We start from the raw sequence: 20882 nt of genomic DNA on the forward strand, positions 1-20882 counted from the left end.
CGCGGCCTTTTTCTTTCTACTGGCAATTTTTGGCCACCGCAGCGCGCCGGACTTGCGACCCGGGGCCACTTTCGTATCATCCAGCCGCGTAACAACCCGGAGAAGTTGCATGGCAAAGGTCCTGCGTCGAATATTGCTTTCAGTGCTTCTGGCTGCCCCGATTGCCGCCTGCAGCGACCCATCCGGCAAAGCGACGAAGGAACAGGCATTCGAACCGCCGCTCCACCCAAACGAAACGCCCGAATTGCGCGAGTCGATCAACAAATGGGCTGATCACTATGAACTGCCGCGGGAACTGGTCCACAAGTTGGCGATCCGCGAAAGCACACATCGCCCCTGGGCTACAAACCGGCCATATTACGGCCTGCTGCAGATCCTTCCCGCCACCGCTCGTTCGATGGGCTACAAGGGCGACGCCAAGGGGCTTCTGGATGCGGATACCAATCTGGAATATGCGGGCAAGTATCTTCGCGGGGCCTGGATGCTGGCCGACGGCGACCAGCAGCGCGCGATCTTCCTCTATGCAAAGGGGTACTACCCCGAAGCCAAGGCTCGCGGAATGCTGGTTGAAACCGGCTTGCGGTCCGAATAGCGTGAAAGGGGCAATCGACACCGGTCTAGACAGTGTTCAATTTGACCGAGAATACCTCACAGGATGAAATAATCCGGAGGTTGTCTGTTGCCATTAGCACTCAATAACTCCATGTGATATGCACAAATGGGTTGCGCAATCTGTTCAGATTGACGCAACGTAGGCTGTGATACGGACAGATACGGCATTTTTCGGGGGAAATGCCGATGGGACAAAGGTTGGACGAGTGAAACTTATTGACTTGGCCACAATTGATCATGATGAACGGTCGGCTTACGACATCATCAATTCTGTCTGCAACGAACTTGGGTTCGACTATGCGTCCTATGCGACGACCCATCCTGTGAATGGTGACGTCCAAGGTTACGCGAACTACCCGGACGAGTGGAAGATCCACTACGCCACGCAAGGCTACCATCACCTTGATCCCACCCTGTATCAGTCGGCGCTCAGCATCGCGCCGGTGGACTGGGGCCGTTTCAATCACGACGACAAGTTCAACGCGGTGTTCCGTGACGCTCATGATTTCGGGATCACCGACCGCGGCCTGACGGTTCCGGTTCGGGGACCTTATGGCGAAACTGGCTTGCTCAGCGTGACCAAGGATTGCACGGACGAGGAATGGAAAAAGCTTAAAAAGCACGTGATGGGTGACCTGCAGATGGCCGCGGTTCACGCACATGACACCGTCATGCAATCTGGCCTTCTGGCCAAGGCTCTATACCTTCCGACCCTGTCTTCGCGCGAAAAAGAAATCCTGCAATGGGTCGCCGAGGGCAAGTCCCAGCAGGATATCGGTGATATTCTGTGCATTTCGCACCGGACGGTCGAGGTGCATATGCGTTCCGGGCGAGAGAAACTGGGCGCACTTACGACCGCCCAGGCGATCGGCCGTGCCATTGGTCTGGGGTTAATTTACCCCGGTTAACAATTAAGGCAGAAAAATACGGGATATCCCCAATAGTCTTGTTTCGAAACTTGGTTAATCTGCTCCTTACGGTAACCAAACTGTAGGGGGATGGAATGATCATCGTTATTGATGGCATCAACCAGCATAAGTTCAAAGACGTCTTGGATGAGATGTTCAAGCTGCGAGCACGCGTGTTCGGGGATCGCTTGGGCTGGGAAGTGAACATCCAGGACGGGCGCGAATTCGATCAGTTCGACTCGCTCAATCCTGCACACGTGGTCAGCATCAACGACGAGGGGGACGTCGTTGGGTGCATGCGCCTCTTGCAGACGACCGGCCCGCACATGCTGGCCGACGTTTTCAGCTCAATCCTTGATGGCGAGCCGCCAATCCGCAGCGCCCAGGTGTGGGAAGCCACGCGGTTCTGCGTCGACACGAAACGGCTCGGCCGGGGACGTGGCAAGAATTCCGTATCCTACGTGACCAGCGAGGTCATGATTGGGTCATTCGAATACGCCCAGGAAGCTGGAGTTCTCGACTCGGTCGCGGTCATTGATCCGGTTATGAACCGGGTGCTGCAGCGGTCCGGAAATGCTCCGTACGACTATGTCGGAACGGCCAAGCCGATGGGCAAAGTGGTCGCAATGGCCGCTCTGATGGATTGTTCGGACGAGCGTATTCAATCGATCCGCGAGTATTCGAGCATCGACTACGACGTGTTCCTGACCGACGATCAGGCGATCGAACTGTTCAATTCGGGTCAGCAAGCCAAGCTTGCACAGGCCGGTGCCGCAAATCTTGACCACCAGCCACTGACCGATCTTGAGAAATACTTCGTCGAGCAGATGCACGCTGCGACGACGAAAGAAGAAGTCCAGGCCGTACTCAAATTGATCGAGGGCCTGTCGGACCGCTTCACCCCAGAGCAGAAAACCGCTCTGTTGCAAACCCCCCGTGCTTTTGCTCATGAGGCCTGACCCCCTCACCTCATAAGTCCAAAAGCCACCCATGCGGAGCCGTCTCATTCCAGGCGGCTCCGCTCTAATTTCGGCAACCGATCCGCCGCTGGCGCCATACGTTCCGGTTCTCGGCAGCAACAAAAAAGGCCCTCCGAAGAGGGCCTGATTTCATTTCTTTCTGTCCGGACAATCGCCGTTTGACCGGCCCGGGTGCAGCGGCACCCGGGCCGACCTGAAAACGCGGCTTATTCCTCTTCGAGGGCTTCGATTGCCTTCTGCAGCTCTTCCTTGCTGACTTCCTTTTCGGTCACTTTGGCCAGCTCGACCACGTAGTCCACAACCTTGTCCTCAAAGATCGGCGCGCGCAGTTGCTGCTGCATCTGAGCGTTCTGCTGAACGAACTCGAAGAACTGACGCTCCTGACCCGGGTACTGGCGAGCCTGGTTCATGATCGCCTGGGTCATCTCGGCGTCGGTGACTTCGACTTCAGCCTTCTGGCCCAGCTCGGCCAGCAACAGGCCCAGACGCACGCGGCGCTCAGCCAGTTTGTTGTGCTCTTCGGTCGGCTCGATCTCATCGTGGTTGTGATCGGTCACCTCGGGGTTTTCTTCGTGCCACAGCTGATGTGCGATCTGCTTGGCTTCGGCTTCGACCAGGGTCGGCGGCAGGTCGAACGACACTTTCTCGTCCAGCGCGTCCAGCAGTGCGCGCTTCATCACCGCGCGCGACGCACCCGCGTATTCGGCTTCCAGACGTTCGGCAATCTGTGCCTTCAAAGCAGCCAGATCCTCAGCGCCGAACTTCTGTGCCAGTTCGTCGTTGATCTCGGCGGCAACAGGTTCCTTCACCTCTTTGATTGTGCAGGTAAACACGGCCTCTTTGCCGGCCAGGTGCTCGGCACCGTATTCTTCAGGGAAGGTAACGGTGACGTCTTTGACTTCCTCGGCCTTCACGCCAACCAGCTGATCCTCGAAACCGGGGATGAAGCTGTTCGAGCCCAGCACCAGCGGGTAATCCTCGGCCGAACCGCCTTCGAAGGCCTCGCCGTCAACCTTGCCGACGAAATCGATGACGACCTGATCGCCCTCTTTCGCCTTTGATCCCTTGCGGCGGGCTTTGAAGTCCTGAGCGGTTTCAGCCAGGTTCTGCAGGGCTTCTTCCACGGCAGCGTCGTCCGCCTTGACGACCAGCTTTTCCAGCTCGACCGATTTCAGATCAACTTCGGGGATTTCCGGCAGGGCTTCATAGGACATTTCGACGTGAACGTCGTCGCCTTCTTTCCAGTCTTCGTTGGTCATTTTGACCTGAGGCTGAAGCGCCGGACGATCACCACTGTCTTCGAAGTGCTTGTTCATCGCACCATCGATGGTTTCCTGCATTGCTTCGCCCAACAGGCGCTGGCCAAACTGCTTTTTCAGCAGTGCCATGGGAACCTTGCCCTTGCGGAAGCCTTTCATCTCGATTTCCGGCTGAGCTTCGATCAGTTTCTCATTGACCTTCTCGTCCAGCTCGGCGGCGGTAACAACGATGTTGTAGCCGCGTTTCAGACCCTCGTTCAGCGTCTCGGTAACCTGCATTCTGGTAGTCCCCATAGGATTCGGGGCGCGCAAAACGGGCGCGCCGGGCAAATTTGACGCCTTCTATTTGCCTAGCCGCCGAAGGGCAAGGGGCAAGGTGCCAGATTGGCCTTGTTTTGCCACCCTGCCGTACAAAAAACGCCCCGGACAGAGCCGGGGCGCCATGAATTCACAACAACATCAGGATCAGAACTTCCAGCGGGCCCCCAGGACCCAAGCTTCGTTCTTGTCAAAAGACGTTCCGTCGTTGAAGTCGTGGTTGCGATACTTCAGGTAGGCATCGGTGTTGATGCTGTCGATGCGCTGCACCACTGCGATACCCCAAGACTCGGTGCTGGACCCGTCCGTGTTGAAATCGGAACCATCATAGTAGTCGATGCCGATACCAGTCTTACCCCAGGACACCCAATTATCCTCGTAGGCGATCTTGGTGTACCAGAAGTTGGGATCGCTTTCGCCCGACACGTTGTTTCGAGTACCGGCAGCAGCGGTGAAGCTGAAGCCGCTGGGCAGCAGCACCGATGCCGAGCCGATCGTGTCTTCACGGTCGCCGGAACCATCGTCGAAATCACGCACTGCATAGGCCACGCTTGCCGCGAACTCGACGCCACCGGCAAAGGTGTTGTTGTAGTTCAGAGCAACGTCGTAATAGTCGTCGTCATCACTGCTGGACAGGATGTTCTGACCATAGGCGAAGCTTGCCGAAAAGCCGCTGAAATCCGGCGTGTCATACCGCACGCGGCCACGACGCGCGCCGTCAAAGTTGCTGCTGGAGTCGCCGACGGTGATGTCGCTGAGGGTTCCGTCGGTTCCGCGGTAGAAGAAGCCCGAGTTTTCATCGTTGGTGAACGAATACAGCGCGGTGCCGACATAAGACAGGTCAGTTTCCGCTGCACCGTCAGACGCCATGCTGCCCTGACCGGCCGAGAATTTACCCCAGCCACCTTTCAGCGCAAAATCCACGTGACGAATGTCTTCCCGGGTCCAGCCGCTGAAATCGGTGCCCAACTGGTTCCACTCACTGGAGTTAGGCAGACCCAGCGCGGTTTCAAAGCGGAAGGTGAACTCGTTCTGGCCAAACGGCTGCATCAGGCTCAGGCCGACGCGGCTGTTGGACAGGTCGTTGTCCAGCAGGCGGGTATCGGTCTCTTGGCCGTCGTCAACCGAGATGATTGCCGGGTTGAACTGCCCATACAGCAGAACATAGCCACCGCTGTTGTTCTCGTATTTCAGCTCTGCCGCGGCGGGGACGGCCGTGGTGGCCGCCAGAACAGCGGCGACTGAGGAGAGTTTGATATTCAATGTCATAGCACTCACCATGAAAGGTTCGGGTTTCAGGTACTGCCCAGATGTTCAGTGGAACTGTCCGGTTCCAGAGGCCCCTACGCCATTCAGCTCGATCATTGCAAATCCGCCACAAAGACAGAGTGGCAGCAAAGCAAAATGTCCGTGTTATCAATATTTTAACAACAAACGTGTGCAGGCTTCAGACGGCCCACAAGAGAATTCTGCCATCCGGCCATGCGTTTGGCAAACACTCGCTATGCATTTGCGCGGTCTTGACAGCAAAAACCCGCCGATATTTTAGCCTTGCGCCTTGGGAACACGCAAGAACTTCAGACCTGAAACCGCTTGAGCACACCGGGCAGTTGCTCGGGAAGGTCTTCCGCGATCAATCCCGGGCCAAAAGCGCGCGCGCACTCCACGTGAAGCCAGACGGCGGTTTCGGCGGCTTTCAGCGGGTGTAATCCACGTGCCAGTAGCCCGGTCAAAAAACCCGCCAACACGTCGCCCGCGCCTGCAGTCGCCAGCCACGGCGCGGCCCGATCATAGTGGGCTGAATGGATCGAGCACCGACCGTCCGGACCCGCAATCACGGTGTCCGGTCCCTTGAAAAGAACCACGCACCCTGCCCTGCCGGCCGCCTCGCGCACGGCATCAACCTTTGAGAAAGCTGGTCCATCCTTGGGATGTAAGGAAAGCTTTGCCGAGATGTCGGGGAACAGACGGGCGAATTCACCGCCGTGAGGTGTCAGGACGCAGTTTTCATGCAGGATCGCCATCAGTGACGCTGGATCCTCGGCAAATGCTGAAAGAGCGTCGGCATCCAGCACGGTTGCCCTTCCGGACTCCAATGCCACGGGGACCAGCGATCGTGCCTTGTGCAGGCCCAATCCGGGCCCCAGGCACAGCGCGTTCAGGCGTTGGTCCCGCAATGCAATGGCCAGCCCATCCGCGCCTGCGATCTGCTCAATCATGACCGCGGTGACTTGGCTGGCGACTTCCCGCAATGCGGCGGGAGTGACACCCAGCGTGACAAGACCGGCGCCCACGCGCAACGCTCCGCGGGCAGCCAATCGCGCGGCACCTGTTCTACCTGTGTCGCCTGTCAGGATCAGCGCATGACCGTGACCGTATTTGTGATCGAAAGCCGATTTCCGCAGATCAGGCAGATTTTCGGGGCCCAACAACACGCTCGGCCGTTGATCTGGCGTTTCTTCAACTGACAGAGCCGGCAGACCGATATCGACAATGGATACCCTGTCACAGCACTCTGGTCCCTCGGCCAGATAATGGCCCGGCTTTGCGGTATGAAACGTCACCGTCAGGTTGGCCGACACGGCGCAGTCCTCGGGGGCAAATCCCTCTGACACCAGACGCCGACCACTGTCCGCGCATAGGCCGCTGGGAATGTCCACACAAACGACACGTGGGCAACCACCTTCCGACAGTGACGCTTTCCACTGGCCCAATTTACGCATTGTGCGGGGCAGCCCGGCTACCGGTCTCGTCAGCCCGGTTCCGAACAAGGCATCAACCGCCAGAACAGTATCCGAACAGGCCGCGCCGTAGGCATCGAGCGCGTCATCAGACAGCACATGGCACGAACCCATCGCGCACCAACGCTTGTAGTTCGCCCGCGCGTCTGCAGGCAACTTCTCGGGGTCGCCCAACAGGAAAAGGTCCACGGTCCACCCCCACTCTTTCAGAATGCGCGCCACTACAAAACCGTCGCCGCCATTGTTGCCCGGCCCGCAGAACACAACGGCCCGGCCGGACCCGGCCGCGAGGTCAGGCCAGGTTTCAAAGACGGCCTCGACCACACCGCGACCTGCGCGCTCCATCAGTTCCAGGCCGGTGACAAGGCCGGATTCAATTGCGGCGCGTTCAGCCGCCCTCATCTGGGACGAACTCAACAGTTTTGGCATCCGAAACCCTCGCGCGATTCAAATCTGATTACTTTTTGTGCAACTTGCCTAAAAATTGGCCCGCCGCCCAGAATCCCTTCACCAGCAGACGGTCAATTCGGCAATCGCATTGCCGCCCGATCTTAGACGTGATCACTGCCATTCTGACAACCATGCGAGGTGAGCCCGGATGAAAAAGATCGAAGCGATCATCAAGCCGTTCAAATTGGACGAAGTGAAAGAGGCCCTGCAGGACGTTGGTGTCCAGGGCCTCAGCGTGATCGAAGTCAAGGGCTTCGGACGCCAGAAAGGACACACCGAACTGTACCGCGGCGCGGAATATGTGGTGGACTTTCTGCCCAAGGTCAAAGTCGAGGTCGTTCTGGATGCCGATCAGGTCGATGCGGCCATCGAAGCCATCGTGTCGGCCGCCAAGACCGACAAGATCGGGGACGGCAAGATCTTTGTCTCGTCCGTTGAACAAGCCATTCGCATCCGGACCGGCGAGACCGGCTCGGACGCGCTGTAAAACCAATTCTGCAATCTAGAGGAACATAGTAATGAGCAAGGACGCAGTTCTTCAGCTGATCAAAGACGAGGGTGCCGAGTATGTCGACATCCGCTTCACCGATCCGCGTGGCAAGCTTCAGCACGTGACCGTCATGGCCGACCAGGTCGACGAAGACTTCCTTGAGGAAGGCTTCATGTTCGACGGCTCGTCCATCGCCGGCTGGAAGTCGATCGAAGCATCGGACATGAAACTGATGCCCGATACCGAAAGCGCATATGTCGATCCCTTCTATGCGGAAAAGACAATCTGCCTGCACTGCTCGGTCGTGGAACCCGATACCGGCGAAGCCTATGAGCGTGACCCGCGCGGCACCGCGCAGAAGGCCGAAGCCTACCTGAAGTCTTCGGGTGTTGGCGACGTGGCTTACATGGGCCCCGAGGCCGAGTTCTTCCTGTTCGACGACGTGCGTTTCTCGAACAGCATCAACAAGGTGTCCTACGAAGTTGATGCAACCGATGCATCCTGGAACACCGACACCGAATACGAGATGGGCAACATGGGCCATCGTCCGGGCGTCAAGGGTGGCTACTTCCCGGTCAACCCGATCGACGAGGCGCAGGACCTGCGCTCGGAAATGCTGTCGACCATGAAGCGTCTGGGCATGAAGGTGGACAAGCACCACCACGAAGTGGCCTCGTGCCAGCACGAGCTGGGCCTGATCTTCGACAGCCTGACCAAGCAGGCCGACGAGCTGCAGAAATACAAGTACATCATCCACAACGTCGCGCACGCCTACGGCAAGTCGGCCACTTTCATGCCGAAGCCGATCGCGGGTGACAACGGCACCGGTATGCACGTCAACATGTCGATCTGGAAGGACGGCAAGCCGCTGTTTGCAGGCGACAAATATGCCGATCTTTCCGACGAAGCCCTGTGGTTCATCGGCGGTATCCTCAAGCACGCCAAGACCCTTAACGCTTTCACCAACCCGTCGACGAACAGCTACAAGCGCCTGATCCCGGGCTTCGAAGCGCCGGTTCTGCGCGCCTACTCGGCCCGCAACCGCTCGGGCTGCGTCCGTATTCCATGGACGGAATCGCCGAAAGCCAAGCGCGTCGAGGCCCGTTTCCCCGACCCGTCGGCAAACCCCTACCTGGCGTTTGCGGCCCTGCTGATGGCCGGTCTGGACGGCATCAAGAACAAGATCGATCCGGGCGAAGCCATGGACAAGAACCTGTACGATCTGCCCGCCGAGGAACTGGCCGGTATCCCGACCGTCTGCGGCAGCCTGCGCGAGGCGCTGGAATGCCTGGCGGCCGATCACGACTTCCTGCTGCAGGGCGACGTGTTCACCAAGGACCAGATCGACGGCTACATCGCACTGAAGATGGAAGAGGTCGAAACCTACGAGCACACTCCGCACCCGGTCGAATACGGCATGTACTACAGCTGCTGACCCCGGTCGGAAGTCCAATGAAAAGACCTTGGGGGCGTCCTGTCGGGCGCCCCTTTTCAGTGCCGCAGGGTCCCCATATTTCCCTTTGTGACAGGCGCCTTTGCCGCTAGGCTGAAGATCAATTCAATTATCAGGATTATTCATGCGCCTTCTCGCCCTTACCCTTTCCGCTGCACTTCTTGTTTCGGGCGCTGCTGCGCAGACGATCGACCGGATCAAAGAAACGCGCGAAATCCGATTTGGGTTTCGCACGGATGCTGCCCCGCTTTCGTTCATCAACGACAAGGAGCGTCCGGACGGGCTGTCCGTGATGATCTGCGACCAGGTTGCCCGAGCCATCGCCAGCCGACTGGGTGCGGATGACCTGACCGCACAATTCGTTCCGGTGCAGTCGGATACGCGCTTTGACATGGTCGCCTCTGGCCAGATCGACCTGTTATGCGGCGCGGCGACAATAACCCTGTCGCGGCGGGAAACCGTCGATTTTTCGATCCCGATCTTCGTAGACGGAACATCGGTTTTGCTGCCTATAGATGCGGAAGTTACGATGGCGTCGCTTTCCGGCAAGAAAGTCGGCATGCGCAGCAGCACGACCACAGAAGAAGCCGTGTTCAACTCATTCGGATCAGCGGGGATCGAGGCAAAGCTCGTTCGGTTCGCCTCGCATCCCGACGGGATCAAGGCTTTGAGGGACGGAGAGATCGACGCCTATTTCGCCGACCAATCCATTCTTTTGGTCAACTATTTGGCAGCCGGATTGAAAGACGACTTCAAAATCTCGCAAGAGATTCTGACGATTGAAAAGCAAGGTCTGGCCCTTGCGCGCGGCGACGATGACTTTCGCCTGATGGTCGATGAGATCCTGTCGCAGATGTATGCCCAAGGCACGATGGAAGAGATCTTTCGCGCCGCACTGCCCGGGATTGAACCCAGCGAGGCCCTGAAAGCCCTGTACGTTATCGCACCCACCCTGCCCTGATTTCCAGGAGGTCCCCATGCGCCTTACGGTCCTGTCCGTTTTCATTGCACTGAGTGCCCCCGTGGCGGCGCAGTCCGCTCCTTGCGGGAACACAGGCGCTGGTTTTGAAGCCTGGAAGGCCGACTTTGCCAAGCAGGCGCGCAAAGCCGGAGTAAAGAAGAAAGGGCTGCAGGCTCTGGCGCAAACCCAATACGCCACACGGACCATCGCTGCGGATCGGGGGCAGAAAAGCTTCAAATACTCCCTCGACAAGTTCATGAAGGTTCGAGGGGCGGATACGATCGTGGCTCAGGGGCGCAAGCGCAAGGCCCGAAACCCGGAATTCTACGCGGCGCTGGAGCGTCAGTACGGTGTCCCGGCCGGCGTACTGATTGCCATTCACGGCATGGAAACCGGGTTCGGAAACTTCATGGGCGACAGCCAGGTTGTTTCCGCAATCACAACATTGGCCTACGATTGTCGACGGTCCGACTTCTTTGTTCCCCATGCCATCGGAGCGCTGAAACTGGTCGATCAGGGGGCGATCACGGTGGCAACAAAAGGGGCAAAACATGGCGAGTTGGGCCACACCCAGTTTCTGCCCGGCAATGCTCTGACCTATGGCGTGGACGCCACGGGTGACGGGCGCGTGGACTTCTACAACATGACGGATGCGTTGGCCTCAACCGCAAATTTTCTTCGGCAGAAAGGGTGGAAACCCGGCCGGGGCTATCAACCCGGCGAACCGAATTTTGCGGTGATCCAGCAATGGAACGCCGCCTCGGTTTACCAAAAATCGATAGCGATCATGGCAGCTCGAATCGACAACTGAGGCTTTGTCAGCAACCTGACCGCCGCACTCAATTCCGCCACATTGCTGCCACAGTGTCGGGCGGAAAGCTCTAGTTTCTTGGTTTCCAAAGCGTAATCAATCGTCGCAAAAATTCATTTTTTTGCAATATGGTCAAAATTTAACCCTCATCACCAACTAGAGTGTTGGTTCAGTATTCGTACGGCAGAGGGCAAGACTGTGACCACGAAGCACAGATACCACGGTGGCTTGCAATTCAACGGCGACACGAACGGCGCGTTGGAGCGGTTCGGCCATATCGTGGTGGCAACTCTTGAGGACTACGGGCATCTTGTGGAACGCAAGACCCTGCTGAGCCAGACCGAGGCAACCATCGTGTCCAGCCAGTACCTTGTCCGTTTGACCCTCGAGTCCGAACCCCGGGAGACAAGCGACCGCTATGGGCGCCTGGACCGGACGGTTGGCCTGAAGACCATGGTGCGCCCATCGGCGGCACGACCGCGCAGCCGATTGGTGATCTCGGTCTCGCCTGTTTCCGGCCTGGTTGATGACCCCGAGATCTCCGAGTTGATGCTTGTCGTCATGCTGTATCGGATGGTCGACATCTGCTCGACGCAACGAGTGGAATGGCTGTCGCCGAAAACCGTTTTGACGATCGAACAGTTCATGGGCGCGTTTGACTCGTTGATGCCACGCAAGCAGCGGAACCGCCGCGAGGCGTTCGAGGCGGTCAGCGGACCCTTCGCGGGCCTTGAAGCCGCAGAAACTGACGACTGCGAGGCAGTCAAAGCACCGGCAAAGCCGCCGCGCCCGATTCAGTTGACCGATGAGCAATTGCTCAGCATCGCTTTCCGTTCCGACGAGGCCGACGCACCCGTTTCCGATGCACCGGCCGCTACGGATGGCGATGAAGACCGGCCCAGTGACGCGTTGCGACTGACCAGCTGGGCCCTGACCGGTGCCGTTGCCAGCCTGTCGGCGCCGATCGCTCTGTCGATGGCCGCTGTGAACCTCATCCGGGGCGAAGACTTTCGCCTTAACACTCAGGTCCTGGCCTACACGGTCGCCATCGTGTCGCTGAACTCAAGTGGCGCCTTTGCCGATGTCGCCAATGCGATCGGACTGTAACTGAATTACCAGAAGACCCTCCTTGGAGGCCCCGCCATCAGGCGGGGTTTTCCATTTCTGGCAGGTGCTCGACCGGCACGACATAGGTGTGGATCGAGAACACCACGGCCCGTGTCTCGGGCAACCGCAAAAGCGTTTGCCGCTCGCTGCGCAGATACCGGGTGGTACCACGGTCGCGGATCTCGCGCGGGGCGCTGGCACTGCGGGGCTGGTGCAGTTCGGGGTCGTCATAACACAGCGCGTTGAACCGCCACAAAGGCCGGCCGACCTGAATCCCGTCGAACAGGCGCTGAACCCGGCGAGCGATGTTGGGATCATAGCTGTCGACCGGCGCGTGAATGGCGATCAGCGGTCGCATGAATTTCTCGGACAGACGCCAGCTGGCGGGAAAGCACAGGATGGCGCCGGTCAGCACATGCTCGTCGCCCCGTTTCTGCAGGATGCAGAAATCCTCCTGCGCCAGCAGGCAAAGCGTATCCAGAGGGTTGTCGCGGTCAATCGGAACGGCCACGCCATCCGGGCGCTGCGCGGTGTTGGTCGCCTCGGGATAGCCCTGCGCCAGAACCACATCCAGCAGTTCGACGGCGGCCGGGTGGGCCTGCGGGTCCAGCGCCAGAACGTCGTCCCGGCGGGTTTCAAGCAGGTGCTGGCGGTGGCGCATCTGCGCGGCGAAGGCATCATCTCGATGCAGCCATTCGTCCATCGTAGTCGGCGCGATCCCCGGCAGCGGTCGCTGTTGGGTCGGATCATAGGGCAGAGTCTGTTGCAGAATGGCTGTCATGGCACTGGGTTAGCACCCCAAACGAACCTTGTCGGTCAAAAAGCGACTGGCAAATCGTCGCAATTCACCCAGACAGGGCCGCCCTGCCCCTTCAGGCTGAACCGGTAAGCAGGGAGGCGCGCCGTGAACCACCACTACCGAGACACCCGCAAGATCGACCCCAGCCGCGGCGCGACGCTGGGCGACGGCACGCCGAACGACAATGACCGGATCGAGATCGGCCCCACCCAACTTGCATTCAGCGAATGGGCCGCCGCCGGGTTGCAACTGCCCAACCTGAACCGCATGCGCGACTATCGCTGGAAACGGCTGACCCAGGCGATCGTCGACCGGGGCTATGGCGGGCTGTTGATGTTCGACCCGCTCAACATCCGCTATGCGACCGACAGCACCAACATGCAGCTTTGGAACACGCACAACCCGTTCCGGGCGGTGCTGCTGTGCGCCGATGGCTACATGGTGATCTGGGACTACAAGAACTCGCCCTTCCTGTCGAAATTCAACCCGCTGGTGCGCGAGCAGCGCTCGGGCGCGGACCTGTTCTATTTCGACCGGGGCGACAAGGTGGACGTACAGGCGGACGTGTTCGCCAACGAGGTGCGCGTGCTGATGCAGGACCACGCCCCCGGCCACACCCGGCTGGCGGTGGACAAGATCATGCTGCACGGCCTCCGCGCGCTCGAGGCGCAGGGCTTCGAGATCATGGAGGGCGAAGAGGTCACCGAAAAGACCCGCGCCATCAAGGGCCCCGACGAGATCCTGGCCATGCGCTGCGCCAGCCACGCCTGCGAAACCGCCGTGGCCGAGATGGAGAAGTTCGCCCGCGCCCATGTGGGCGACGGCAAGACCTCCGAAGATGACATCTGGGCCGTTCTACACGCCGAGAACATCAAGCGCGGCGGCGAGTGGATCGAAACCCGTCTGCTGGCCTCAGGCCAGCGTACCAACCCGTGGTTTCAGGAATGCGGGCCGCGGATTACTCAGAAGAACGAGATCATCGCCTTTGATACCGATCTGATCGGCAGCTACGGCATTTGCGTCGACATCTCGCGCACCTGGTGGATCGGGGATGAAAAACCCCGCCCCGACATGGTCTATGCCATGCAGCACGCGCACGAGCACATCATGGCCAACATGGAGATGTTGAAACCCGGCGTGATGATCCCCGACCTGACCGCCAATTGCCACAGGCTGGACGACAAGTTCCAGGCGCAGAAATACGGCTGCCTGATGCATGGCGTGGGCCTGTGCGACGAGTGGCCTTTGGTGGCCTATCCGGACAAGGCAGTGCCAGGCTCATATGATTATCCGCTGGAACCCGGCATGGTTCTGTGCGTCGAGGCCGCCGTGGGCGAAGTCGGCGGCGATTTCTCGATCAAGCTGGAAGATCAGGTTCTGATCACCGAAGACGGCTACGAGAACCTGACCCGCTATCCGTTCGATTCCGCGCTTATGGGGCTCGACTAGGTCTCAATCCGCCCAGTGAGAGCGACGCACATTTCCGTGCCAGTCCTCAAGCACCGGCTCTGCCGATGCGCCCGGCGAAAACGCGTCTTGGGGCCAGTGCAGTCCGGCGGCAAATCCGATGGCCGTGGCCAGAAAGACGGCAACCGCCGTACCGACCTGTGCAACTTCGAAATGCGCTGCGTTTGTCGAGTGTGTCATCTCCGGGCTCCTTGATCCTTTGTTTCGGTTAGGCCGAACATGGGATCTCCTGACTCATAATTAAAAAGAATTGTTGTTCGCTTAGACTTCACAAATTGTGATCAATGCCCTGACAAAGGGCGGCTCACGATCACCGCCTGCGCTCTCACCTTCCCGTGACGGTCCTGTCACAAGGGTTGAGACCGCACTGCCTTGTTTACAGTATTGCGCCTAGCATCACAGCCTGAGGACCCGACATGCCCACAGAACGCGTCACATTTTCCGGTCACGATGGTGGCCAACTGGCTGCTCGGCTGGATCTCCCCGATGGGCCGGTGCTGGCAACTGCGTTGTTTGCGCATTGCTTTACCTGCTCCAAGGACATTCCTGCGGCCCGGCGCATCAGCGCGCGGCTGGCCGCGATGGGATTTGCCGTTCTCCGGTTCGACTTCACGGGCCTTGGCCATTCCGAAGGCGAGTTCGCCAACACGACGTTCACTTCGAACGTTGAGGATCTGATCGCCGCTGCGCAGTTTCTTGCGGGCCGGAACATGGCGCCCGACCTGCTTGTCGGGCACTCTTTGGGCGGGGCCGCAGTCTTGAGGGCGCGCGCCGGAATCCCATCTGTCAAAGCGGTGGTCACGATCGGCGCCCCGGCCGACCCCGGCCATGTGGCTCATCACTTTGAAGACGCGCGGGGCCAGATCGAACAGGATGGCAGCGCGGAAGTTCTGCTGGGTGGGCGCCCCATCCGCATCGGCCGAGAGTTTGTGCGCGACATCTCTGAATCCGAACTGACACCCTCGATTGCCGAGTTGAAGGCCGCGCTGCTGATCCTGCATGCGCCGCGCGACGAAACCGTCAGCATCGACAATGCCAGCACGATCTTTCTGGCCGCCAAGCACCCCAAAAGCTTTGTCACGCTGGACGACGCAGACCACCTGATCACCCGTCCGAAGGATGCAGAATACGCCGCCGACGTCATCACGGCCTGGGTATCGCGCTATGTGCCACTGTCGCCGCCCGCCCCGCCGCCGGGCGCCCCCGAAGGCGTGGTGCGCGTGACCGAAGTGGACCCGGGCGGATTTCTTCAGGACATTCAATCAGGTCCCAGCCATCATGCCGTGGCGGATGAGCCGGCCTCTTACGGCGGGACCGATCGCGGCATGTCGCCTTATGGCTTCGTTTCTGCCGGGCTTGGGGCGTGCACTTCGATGACCATCCGTATGTATGCGCGACGCAAGCAATGGCCCCTGACCGGGATCAGCGTGGATGTCTGCCACAATAAGGTGCACGCGCAGGACGCGGGGCTGGCGGGGGATGGAAAGGTCGACCAGTTCCGCCGCAAGATCCGACTGGACGGACCGCTGGACAATGACCAGCGGACCAAGCTTCTTGAGATCGCCGACAAATGCCCGGTGCACCGCACGCTTGAAAATTCGGCGCATATCACCACCGAACTGCTGCCGCCGGAACCTGTTGCGGCTCCGGCGTGAACCGATACCGGTCCCGGAAGACCTATCGCCGTGGCGCAGGCCTGTGGATCGGGGGCCGTGCCGCTGGTGGGCGGGCCACGGGCGGTCGAGGACGCGCCGGCGGCTTGGCGATCGGAGGTTTCGGCCGCGCGGGCGGTTTCGCAATTGGCGGCTTGGGTTTGGGCGGCGGTTTTCCACCCGGCGGTTTACCCGGCGGCGGTGGGCGGTCCACGTCAATGTCGACATTCACGTTGCGGTAATAGTCGTTCCACAGCATCGAGTCATAGAACGGGTCATATCCGTATCCTACACCGACCGTGACGCCTTCACAGCCCGAGAGGGTGAATCCCCCGGCCCCAAGCCCCAGAACGATGACGGATCGCTTCAAAAAGGTTCCTGCCATTTTCACGCCCTCACTGCACTGACCGGAATGACGCGAAGATGGCATTCAGATCCTCGACATAGCCAGGATCTGCACCGTCGCGCAGGATGGTCACTACAACCGCAACACGGTTGCGCGGCAGGTCGATCACCGTCGCGGTGAAGTTGATCCCACGCCCGTCACGGGTGCCGGTGCCGCGAATGACCCGGGCCGGCAAACCGCCGATGCGCATGTTCGCATCACTTGTCACCTCTGGGTTTTTGACCAGAAACTTGTCGACATCCTGCAAGTAACGGACCCCGTCCTCGATGCTGGCAACGCCGAACGGCGAAACGAATCCGATCCAGACCGAGTCATCTGTGACCGGGCGCGCGGCCATCACCCGGCTTACGGACCGGGTATCGCCCAGTTGTGTATCCTCAAGATCGCGTGGGCCGCCCGTGCGCAGCATCCAGAAATCCGGGACATCGAACTGAAACAGCGCACGCCCCCCTTCGGTGTAGGTGACCGGCGTATCGCTCAGCCCCGCACCCGCCATCCCGACCCAAAAAGCCGCGCCGATGGCAAAAAGGTTTTTCTTAAACAAGCTGATATCTCTATTTGTTGGTGTCATCGTCCCGAGGATGAGCGATGCAACCCGCGCTTGTCCAGTTTTTAAAGAGTTTTGCTCAGGGGCTCGCCCGACCTGCATTGCCGCCTAGTCTGCATATACGCCGACTGTCGCATCGCCGGCCTCTCCCACAAATCGGATCCGCGTACCGTCCGACTGAACATCGTAACAGGCCCAAAAGTCAGACGGTGGCCAGATCGAACAATATCTGTCATCCCGCACGGCCCAGCGCCCCGAGCTGGGTCGACCCGAGAAATACTGCGTGGCCATGGACGGCTCGAAGACCTGTGTGGCTCCATTGTCATAAGCCAGCGTCCGGCCCGACAGAGCGTCAAGAATCTGCGCGCCCGTCAGCGGTAGGAACGTGTCGGCCGCCAGAATTCCGGGCCAAACCAACAAAATCAGGGCAAACCGTCTCATCCCGCGTCTCCTGCCTTGTCCCAACGGTCCGGCGAGTCTATCACCCGCGCCAACACCCATTGCCAACCGAAAAAGGTGCCGCCGCCCATGATTCCCCGCTATTCCCGCCCCGAAATGGTTGCCGTCTGGTCGCCCGAGACCAAGTTCCGCATCTGGTACGAGATCGAGGCCCATGCCTGCGACGCGATGGCCGATCTGGGCGTCATCCCGCGCGAAAACGCCGAGGCCGTCTGGAAAGCCAAGGACGTGGAATTCGACGTGGCCCGCATCGACGAGATCGAGGCCGTGACCAAGCATGACGTCATCGCCTTTCTGACCCATCTGGCCGAGCATGTCGGCAGCGATGAGGCCCGCTTTGTCCACCAGGGCATGACCAGCTCGGACGTGCTGGATACCTGCTTCAACGTGCAACTGACCCGCGCCGCCGACATCCTGATCGCCGATCTCGAAGGCTTGCTGGCCGCGCTCAAGCGCCGCGCCTACGAGCACAAGGACACTGTCCGCATCGGCCGCAGCCACGGCATTCATGCCGAACCCACCACCATGGGCCTGACCTTCGCGCGCTTCTACGCCGAGATGGACCGCAACCTGTCGCGGATGCGCGACGCCCGCGCCGAGATCGCCACCGGCGCCATCAGCGGCGCGGTCGGCACCTTCGCCAATATCGACCCCCGCGTCGAAGAGCATGTCTGCGAAAAGCTGGGCCTGGTGCCCGAGCCGATCAGCACGCAGGTCATCCCGCGCGATCGCCACGCGGCCTTCTTTGCCACGCTGGGCGTGATCGCCAGCAGCATCGAGAACATCGCGATCGAAATCCGCCACATGCAGCGCACCGAGGTTCTGGAGGCCGAGGAGTTCTTCTCGAAAGGCCAGAAGGGCTCGTCGGCGATGCCGCACAAGCGCAACCCGGTGCTGACCGAGAACCTGACCGGCCTGGCCCGGTTGGTGCGCATGACCGTGATCCCGGCGATGGAGAACGTGGCCCTATGGCACGAGCGCGACATCAGCCACAGCTCGGTCGAGCGCAACATCGGCCCCGACGCCACCGTGACCCTGGATTTCGCCCTGTCGCGCCTGACCGGGGTGATCGACAAGCTGGTGGTCTATCCGGACAACATGCTGGCCAACATGAACAAGTTCCGCGGTCTGGTCATGAGCCAGCGCGTGCTGCTGGCCCTGACTCAGGCCGGCGTCAGCCGCGAGGACGCCTATCGCCTGGTGCAGCGCAACGCGATGAAGGTCTGGGAAGAAGGCAAGGACTTCAAGACCGAGCTGCTGGCCGACCCGGACGTGACCGCGGCGCTGAGCAAGGAAGAGATCGAAGAAAAATTCGACCTTGGTTATCACACCAAGCATGTCGACACGATCTTCGAGCGGGTGTTCGGCGAGTAACCCTCGACGCAGGAACGGCTTTTTTCGGGGCCCGGGTCGCACAGCGTGATCCGGGCCCCTGTCTTTTGCGGAAGCGTCCGAAATCGGCTATGCTGAGTGGGCAATTTCCGTTCAAGGAGAGCCCACCATGATCCGCACGACCCTCTGCGCACTGGCCCTTGCCCTGTCCGCCTCGTCCGCTTTCGCATGCCAAGGCCACAGCAAGCAATCGCAATCCTGTGCGCCCGGTACGACTTGGGATTCGGCCTCGGAAAGCTGCGTGAAAAACGCCAGCAGCTGAATTCTTGTCCTACTTGTGAATAAAAGCGAGCCATTGGCTGTTAGCTTTTTTGAAGAACGCACTATGCTTCTTGCGAGCAGCCCTTGGAACGGAGTAGGACAATGCGCCTTTTGATGGCCACGGCACTAGCCCTTCAGACCTTTGCCTTTGCCCCCGCGGTCAGTGCCGCCGGCGGTGACAGCAGCCCCCCAAAACCGACGAATACCACCAAGAAATGCCTGTTCGGCCGCGTCTATGACGAAGCAGCCGGCCGTTGCGTCAAGCCGAACAAGACCAATTTCAGCGAAGAGCAATTGTATCAGGCCGTGCGCGAGCTTGCTTATGACGGCCAGTTCGAAAATGCGCAGAACGTGTTGCGGGTCATGGATCAAGACGATGATCGCGTTTTGACGTATTGGGGTTTCACCTACCGCAAAATGGGCGAAGCCGAGCTGGCCGAAACCTATTACCAACGCGCAATCGAAACCAATCCTGACAACATTCTGGCCCGCAGCTACATGGGTCAGGGATATGTCACCGAAGGGAAAACCGAACTTGCCATCGCGCAATGGCGCGAGATCAAGGCACGCGGAGGAGAAGGCACCTGGGCCGAAGCGTCTCTGCGCGAGGCGATCCGCACGGGGCTGACTTACAGCTACTAGGTTCAGTCTTTCTTTACTCGACTCTCGCTAATCTGCCTGCGGAACAAAAATTGACACCGCAGGCAGATGCAAGATTCACATGCTTTGGTACAGACCGCGCCGGGCAATTCTGCTCCGGCCGAGAAACAGACGGATGACGCCCCTCGCGTCGTTCCTCGTCAACTCACGCCCGGCCAGAAGGCCGCCATCATCGTACGCCTGCTGTTGAACGAGGGGGCCGATCTTCCGTTGGAGGAGTTGCCCGACGAACTGCAGGAACGGCTGACCCTCCAACTGGGCCGGATGGGGCTGGTTGACCGTGTAACCCTCGCTGCGGTCGCGCAAGAATTCGCAGATGCGCTGGACAGCGTCGGACTTGCCTTTCCGCACGGCTTGGCCGGGGCGCTGGACGCGGTAAATGGCAAGATTGCCCCGGCGACCGCTGCCCGGCTGCGCAAGGTCGCGGGTGTGCGGCAGGTCGGCGATCCATGGCTGCGCCTGCGTGACACCCCTGCAGAAGACCTCGCGCGTATGGCTCAGGCAGAAAGCACCGAAGTTGCAGCCGTCATGCTATCCAAGCTCGATACGGCGAAGGCAGCACAGTTGTTGGCGCAGTTGCCCGGGCCGGTGGCCAGACGCATAACCTATGCCGTGTCAAAAACCGCCAACGTGACGCCCGAGGCGGTGGAGCGGATCGGCTGGTCCCTGGCCGCGCAACTCGATCAACGCCCAGTTCCGGCCTTCACCGATTCACCCGACACGCGCGTCGGGGCGATCTTGAACCAATCCCCCCCATCCACGCGTGACGGACTGCTGGACGCGCTCGATGAGGAGGATTCTGAGTTCGCCAGCGCTGTTCGAAAGTCCATCTTCACCTTTGCGCACATCGCCACGCGCATCGCTGCACGGGATGTGCCTGCCATCCTGCGCGAAGTCGATCAGCCAATTCTGATAGCCGCTCTGGCTGGCGCAAGAACCGAGGATGACAAGGCCTCGGTCGACCATCTGCTGTCCAATATATCCGCACGGATGGCCGACAACCTGCGCGAAGAAATTGCTGAACGCGGCAAGGTCAAGCAGGCCGAAGCAGAGGAAGCCATGACCCAGATTGTCGGGGCGATCCGCACACTCGTGGACGCAGGCACAATTGCCCTGGTCGAAGCGGATGCCGACGGCAACGACGACTAA

At 59.9% G+C, this 20882-nt stretch carries 22 protein-coding genes; 14 read left to right on the forward strand and 8 right to left on the reverse strand.

Annotated features, from left to right (window positions below; genetic code table 11):
* The first annotated feature begins 109 nt into the window (after positions 1-109).
* From ACR0IR_RS07890 to ACR0IR_RS07900, 3 genes are all read left to right on the forward strand, one after another.
* Complete coding sequence (locus tag ACR0IR_RS07890) at positions 110-592, forward strand: lytic transglycosylase domain-containing protein (RefSeq protein WP_170363218.1); 483 nt, start codon at positions 110-112, stop codon at positions 590-592.
* A gap of 226 nt (positions 593-818) precedes the next feature.
* Positions 819-1520, forward strand: a complete 702-nt coding sequence (locus ACR0IR_RS07895; RefSeq protein ID WP_170338055.1) for a helix-turn-helix transcriptional regulator — start codon at positions 819-821, stop codon at positions 1518-1520.
* A gap of 95 nt (positions 1521-1615) precedes the next feature.
* Positions 1616-2479: an acyl-homoserine-lactone synthase gene (locus tag ACR0IR_RS07900; RefSeq protein ID WP_170363217.1), complete on the forward strand. Its 864-nt coding sequence runs from the start codon at positions 1616-1618 to the stop codon at positions 2477-2479.
* Positions 2480-2706: 227 nt separating this feature from the next.
* On the opposite strand, the gene tig is transcribed toward ACR0IR_RS07900, so the two are convergent.
* The 3 genes from tig to ACR0IR_RS07915 form a co-directional block, all read right to left on the reverse strand.
* The gene (gene tig / locus ACR0IR_RS07905) at positions 2707-4038 is read right to left on the reverse strand and encodes a trigger factor (RefSeq protein ID WP_170340026.1); all 1332 of its coding nucleotides are present in this window, start codon (positions 4036-4038) and stop codon (positions 2707-2709) included.
* Between the two features lie 186 nt (positions 4039-4224).
* Positions 4225-5346 (reverse strand): porin, encoded by a 1122-nt coding sequence (locus ACR0IR_RS07910; RefSeq protein ID WP_170363216.1) that lies wholly within the window; start codon positions 5344-5346, stop codon positions 4225-4227.
* 308 nt (positions 5347-5654) lie between these two features.
* Complete coding sequence (locus ACR0IR_RS07915) at positions 5655-7247, reverse strand: NAD(P)H-hydrate dehydratase (protein WP_170363215.1); 1593 nt, start codon at positions 7245-7247, stop codon at positions 5655-5657.
* A gap of 169 nt (positions 7248-7416) precedes the next feature.
* Here ACR0IR_RS07915 and ACR0IR_RS07920 point away from each other — a divergent pair, with 169 nt between their 5' ends.
* The 5 genes from ACR0IR_RS07920 (at position 7417) to ACR0IR_RS07940 (ending at position 12090) form a co-directional block, all read left to right on the forward strand.
* Positions 7417-7755: a P-II family nitrogen regulator gene (locus tag ACR0IR_RS07920; RefSeq protein WP_093962420.1), complete on the forward strand. Its 339-nt coding sequence runs from the start codon at positions 7417-7419 to the stop codon at positions 7753-7755.
* Between the two features lie 31 nt (positions 7756-7786).
* A complete protein-coding gene (gene glnA / locus ACR0IR_RS07925) occupies positions 7787-9193 on the forward strand; it encodes a type I glutamate--ammonia ligase (protein ID WP_170363214.1) in 1407 nt (468 codons plus the stop codon).
* Between the two features lie 142 nt (positions 9194-9335).
* Positions 9336-10172 (forward strand): amino acid ABC transporter substrate-binding protein, encoded by an 837-nt coding sequence (locus tag ACR0IR_RS07930; RefSeq protein WP_170363213.1) that lies wholly within the window; start codon positions 9336-9338, stop codon positions 10170-10172.
* 16 nt (positions 10173-10188) lie between these two features.
* Positions 10189-10983, forward strand: a complete 795-nt coding sequence (locus ACR0IR_RS07935) for a lytic murein transglycosylase (protein ID WP_093962423.1) — start codon at positions 10189-10191, stop codon at positions 10981-10983.
* A gap of 198 nt (positions 10984-11181) precedes the next feature.
* Complete coding sequence (locus ACR0IR_RS07940) at positions 11182-12090, forward strand: hypothetical protein (protein ID WP_367647646.1); 909 nt, start codon at positions 11182-11184, stop codon at positions 12088-12090.
* 37 nt (positions 12091-12127) lie between these two features.
* Here the strand turns inward: ACR0IR_RS07940 and ACR0IR_RS07945 are convergent, their stop codons facing one another.
* Positions 12128-12871, reverse strand: coding sequence for a heme-dependent oxidative N-demethylase family protein (locus tag ACR0IR_RS07945; protein ID WP_170363212.1), 744 nt, complete (start codon positions 12869-12871; stop codon positions 12128-12130).
* A 123-nt stretch (positions 12872-12994) separates the two neighbouring features.
* On the opposite strand from ACR0IR_RS07945, the gene dddP reads away from it, so the two are divergent.
* Complete coding sequence (gene dddP / locus ACR0IR_RS07950) at positions 12995-14338, forward strand: dimethylsulfonioproprionate lyase DddP (protein ID WP_170363211.1); 1344 nt, start codon at positions 12995-12997, stop codon at positions 14336-14338.
* Between the two features lie 3 nt (positions 14339-14341).
* Here the strand turns inward: dddP and ACR0IR_RS07955 are convergent, their stop codons facing one another.
* The gene (locus tag ACR0IR_RS07955) at positions 14342-14536 is read right to left on the reverse strand and encodes a hypothetical protein (RefSeq protein WP_170363210.1); all 195 of its coding nucleotides are present in this window, start codon (positions 14534-14536) and stop codon (positions 14342-14344) included.
* A 236-nt stretch (positions 14537-14772) separates the two neighbouring features.
* On the opposite strand from ACR0IR_RS07955, the gene ACR0IR_RS07960 reads away from it, so the two are divergent.
* Entirely contained in the window at positions 14773-16011 is a 1239-nt protein-coding gene (locus tag ACR0IR_RS07960; protein WP_170363209.1) for a bifunctional alpha/beta hydrolase/OsmC family protein, read from the forward strand.
* Positions 16012-16033: 22 nt separating this feature from the next.
* Here the strand turns inward: ACR0IR_RS07960 and ACR0IR_RS07965 are convergent, their stop codons facing one another.
* The 3 genes from ACR0IR_RS07965 to ACR0IR_RS07975 all read right to left on the reverse strand — a co-directional run bounded on the left by ACR0IR_RS07965 (position 16034) and on the right by ACR0IR_RS07975 (position 17402).
* Positions 16034-16393 (reverse strand): hypothetical protein, encoded by a 360-nt coding sequence (locus ACR0IR_RS07965; RefSeq protein WP_170338034.1) that lies wholly within the window; start codon positions 16391-16393, stop codon positions 16034-16036.
* A gap of 10 nt (positions 16394-16403) precedes the next feature.
* Positions 16404-16958 carry a hypothetical protein gene (locus ACR0IR_RS07970; RefSeq protein WP_254428878.1) on the reverse strand — a complete coding sequence of 185 codons (555 nt, stop codon included), beginning with the start codon at positions 16956-16958 and terminating at the stop codon, positions 16404-16406.
* A gap of 111 nt (positions 16959-17069) precedes the next feature.
* Positions 17070-17402, reverse strand: coding sequence for a hypothetical protein (locus tag ACR0IR_RS07975; protein WP_170363208.1), 333 nt, complete (start codon positions 17400-17402; stop codon positions 17070-17072).
* Positions 17403-17489: 87 nt separating this feature from the next.
* On the opposite strand from ACR0IR_RS07975, the gene purB reads away from it, so the two are divergent.
* The 4 genes from purB to ACR0IR_RS07995 all read left to right on the forward strand — a co-directional run bounded on the left by purB (position 17490) and on the right by ACR0IR_RS07995 (position 20882).
* Complete coding sequence (purB, locus tag ACR0IR_RS07980; RefSeq protein ID WP_170338031.1) at positions 17490-18794, forward strand: adenylosuccinate lyase; 1305 nt, start codon at positions 17490-17492, stop codon at positions 18792-18794.
* Between the two features lie 127 nt (positions 18795-18921).
* Entirely contained in the window at positions 18922-19074 is a 153-nt protein-coding gene (locus tag ACR0IR_RS07985) for an adenylosuccinate lyase (RefSeq protein ID WP_141138470.1), read from the forward strand.
* A 101-nt stretch (positions 19075-19175) separates the two neighbouring features.
* Entirely contained in the window at positions 19176-19715 is a 540-nt protein-coding gene (locus tag ACR0IR_RS07990) for a tetratricopeptide repeat protein (protein ID WP_170363207.1), read from the forward strand.
* Positions 19716-19781: 66 nt separating this feature from the next.
* Positions 19782-20882, forward strand: coding sequence for a flagellar motor switch protein FliG (locus tag ACR0IR_RS07995; protein ID WP_170363206.1), 1101 nt, complete (start codon positions 19782-19784; stop codon positions 20880-20882).

Source organism: Ruegeria sp. CF2 (assembly GCF_056537385.1).